The organism is Longimicrobiaceae bacterium, assembly GCA_035936415.1.
Taxonomy (GTDB): Bacteria; Gemmatimonadota; Gemmatimonadetes; order Longimicrobiales; family Longimicrobiaceae; genus JAFAYN01.
In genome coordinates, this window is the sequence record DASYWD010000230.1 from 1 (window position 1) to 3,188 (window position 3,188).

The window sequence follows — 3,188 nt, forward strand, 5'->3', positions numbered from 1 at the left end:
GCGCTCGCCCGTGGAGGAGGTCCTGGCGCGGGTCTGGGCGGAGCTGCTCGGGCGTCCGCGGATCGGGACGGACGAGGACTTCTTCGAGGCCGGGGGCGACTCCGTCCTGGCGATCCAGATGGTCGCCCGCGCCCGGAAGGAGGGGATCGAGGTCACGCCGCGCCAGCTCTTCGAGCACCCCACCGTGGCGGGGCTCGCGCGGGTGGCCGGGGTCGCCTCCCGCGGCGCCCCGGACGAGGAGGTCGCCCCGGGCGAGGTCCCGCTGACGCCGGTGCAGCTCCGCTTCTTCGAGCGGGAGGTGCCCGACCGGCACCACTGGAACCAGTCGCTCCTCCTCGCCCCCCGCGAGCGGCTGGACGCGGCGGTGCTGGACCGGGCCCTGGCGCGCGTGGCGGCCCACCACGACGCGCTCCGCCTGCGCTTCGCCCGGCGCGGCGGTGCGTGGATCCAGTGGTACGCGGAGCCGGGCGGCCAGGCGGCGCTGGAGCGGGTGGACCTCCGCGCGGTCCCGGCCGGCGAGCGCGGGGCGGCGCTGGAAGCCGCCGCGGCGAAGCTCCAGGCCGGGCTCGACCTGGAGCAAGGCCCGCTCCTGCGCGCGGCGCTCTTCGACCTCGGAAGCGAGCAGCGGCTCCTCCTGGCGGCGCACCACCTGGCGACCGACGGGGTGTCGTGGCGCATCCTGGGGGAGGACCTGCAGGACGCCTATCGGGCGCTGCTGCGCGGCGCCGAGCCCGCGCTCCCCGCGAAGACCGCGTCCTACCGCACCTGGGCGCAGCGGCTGGAGGAGCACGCGGGCTCGGCGGCGCTGCGGGACGAGGCCGGGTACTGGACCTCCCGGGAGCTGGACGCCGCGGCGCCCCTCCCGCAGGACCTCGCCGACGGCCCCAACGACGTGGCCTCCGCGGCGGAGGTGGCGGTGGAGCTCGGCCCGGACGAGACGCGGGCCCTCCTGCAGGACGTGCCCGCCGTCTACCGCACGAGGATCGACGACGTCCTCCTCACCGCCCTGGCGCGCACCCTGTCCGGCTGGACCGGCGAGCGCCTGGTGGCGGTGGAGCTGGAGAGCCACGGGCGGGAGGACCTCTTCCCCGGGGTGGACGTGTCACGGACCGTGGGCTGGTTCACCTCCGTCTACCCGGTCCTGCTCGACCTGCGCGGCGTGTTCGGGGAGGGGGAGGAGCTCAAGGCCGTCAAGGAGCAGCTCCGCGCCGTCCCGCGCCAGGGGATCGGGTACGGGGTCCTGCGGCACCTTTCCGCCGACGCGGAGGTGCGTCGGCGCCTCCGCGCCCTCCCCGCGCCGCAGGTCTCCTTCAACTACCTGGGGCAGCTCGACGCCCCCCTCGCCGGTTCGCTCTTCGCCCTCGCCGACGGACCCGTGGGGCCGGAGCGGGCCGGGTCCGGCGAACGGGAGCACCTGCTGGAGGTCACCGCCTCCGTGCAGGACGGAGTGCTCCGCGTGCGCTGGGAGTACGGGGGCCGCGTGCACCTGCCGGGGACGGTGCGCACGCTCGCCGTGCGCTACCTGGCCGAGCTGCGGGCCCTGATCGCCCACTGCGGCGCGGACGACGCGGGCGGCAGCACCCCGTCCGACTTCCCGCTGGCCGACCTGGACGAGGCTGCGCTCGCGGCGCTGGAGGAAGACTTCCTGTAGGGCCGCCGCCTCCCGCAGGGAGCGGCGCACGGCGCCGCACGAACATTTCCGGACCGTTTTTTTGAAATCTACATCAGGATGCGAGACCCAATGAGCAAGCGCCCGACGATGGAGGACGTCTACCCGCTCTCCCCCACGCAGGAGGGGATGCTCTTCCACGCCCTCTCGGACCAGGGGGGAGGGGTGTACGTCGGCCAGTTCGGGTTCCGGCTCGCCGGCGAGCTGGACGAGGACGCCTTCCGGCGCGCGTGGCAGGGGGTGGTGGACCGGCACCCGGCGCTGCGGACGGGGTTCGCGTGGGAAAAGGTGGACCGGCCGCTCCAGGTGGTGGTGCGGCACGCGGCGCTCCCCTTCCGGAGCGAGGACTGGCGCGGGATGCCGCGGGAGGAGCAGGAGGCCCGCCTGGAGGCGTTCCTGCGCGCCGACCGCGAGGAGGGGTTCGACCTGGGGAAGGCGCCGCTGATTCGGCTGGCGCTCTTCCGCCTGGGGGACGAGGCGTACCGGCTCGTCTGGACGCACCACCACATGATCCTCGACGGATGGAGCCTGGGGCTGGTCTACCGCGACGTCCTGGCGCTGTACGAGGCGTGCTCCGGCGGGCGGGAGGCGGCCCTCCCGCGGCCGCGCCCCTACCGCGACTACGTCGCGTGGCTGAAGGGGCGCGACCTGGCCGCCGCCGAGCGATTCTGGCGCGGAGCGCTCGCGGGGTTCGCCACCCCCACGCCGCTGGGGGTCGGCCGTCCGGCGGAAGCGGCGCCCGGGGGGCGGCCGGAGAGCGGGCGGTGCGCCCTGCGCCTCCCGCGCGAGACGACGGCGGCGGTGCACGAGCTGGCGCGCCGCGGGAGGCTTACGCCGGCGGCCGTGGTGCAGGGGGCATGGGCGCTCCTCCTGTCGCGCTACTCCGGGGAGGAGGACGTGGTGTTCGGAAGCACCGTCTCCGGCCGGCCGGCGGAGCTGGAGGGGGTGGAGGAGATGGTGGGCCTCTTCGTCGCCACCATCCCGACGCGGGTCCGGGTCGCGCCGGACGCCCCGGTGCTGGGGTGGCTGGAGGCCCTGCACCGCCGGCAGGGCGAAGCGCGCGAGCACGAGCACGCCCCGCTGGTGCAGGTGCAGGCGTGGAGCGAGGTCGCCCGCGGGACGCCGCTGTTCGAGAGCTGCCTCTCCTTCCAGAACTACCCGGTGGACCCCGCGGCCCCCACCCGCGGCCGCTTCGGGGTGGAGGACGTGTGGGGGCTGGAGGTGGACGACTACCCGCTCTTCGTGGCCGCGTCGCCCTCGGGCGAGGAGATGGTGCTGGATTGCACCTATCACCGGGGGCGCCTCCGCGCCCACGAGGCGGAGCGGCTCCTGGAGCACCTGGGGAGCGTGCTGGCCGCCTTCGCGGGCGCGCCGGAACGCCCGCTGCGCGAGATCTCCGTTCTCGCCCCGGGCGAGCGGGAGCGGCTCCTGGCGCAGGGCGCCGCGGCGGACGCGGACTTCCCGCGCGACGCCCTGGTGCACGAGGTGATCGCCGCGCGTGCGGCGCGCTGGCCCGACG

General features: G+C 75.9%; 2 protein-coding genes. Both read left to right on the forward strand.

Translation table 11 applies throughout. The annotated features are described in order from the left end of the window. Positions 1–1,651 (forward strand): condensation domain-containing protein (locus tag VGR37_09325; protein ID HEV2147588.1); only part of this gene is annotated, 1,651 nt, incomplete at its 5' end. Positions 1,652–1,741: 90 nt separating this feature from the next. Beyond that, the coding region (locus VGR37_09330) for a condensation domain-containing protein (protein ID HEV2147589.1) at positions 1,742–3,188 on the forward strand (1,447 nt) is incomplete at its 3' end.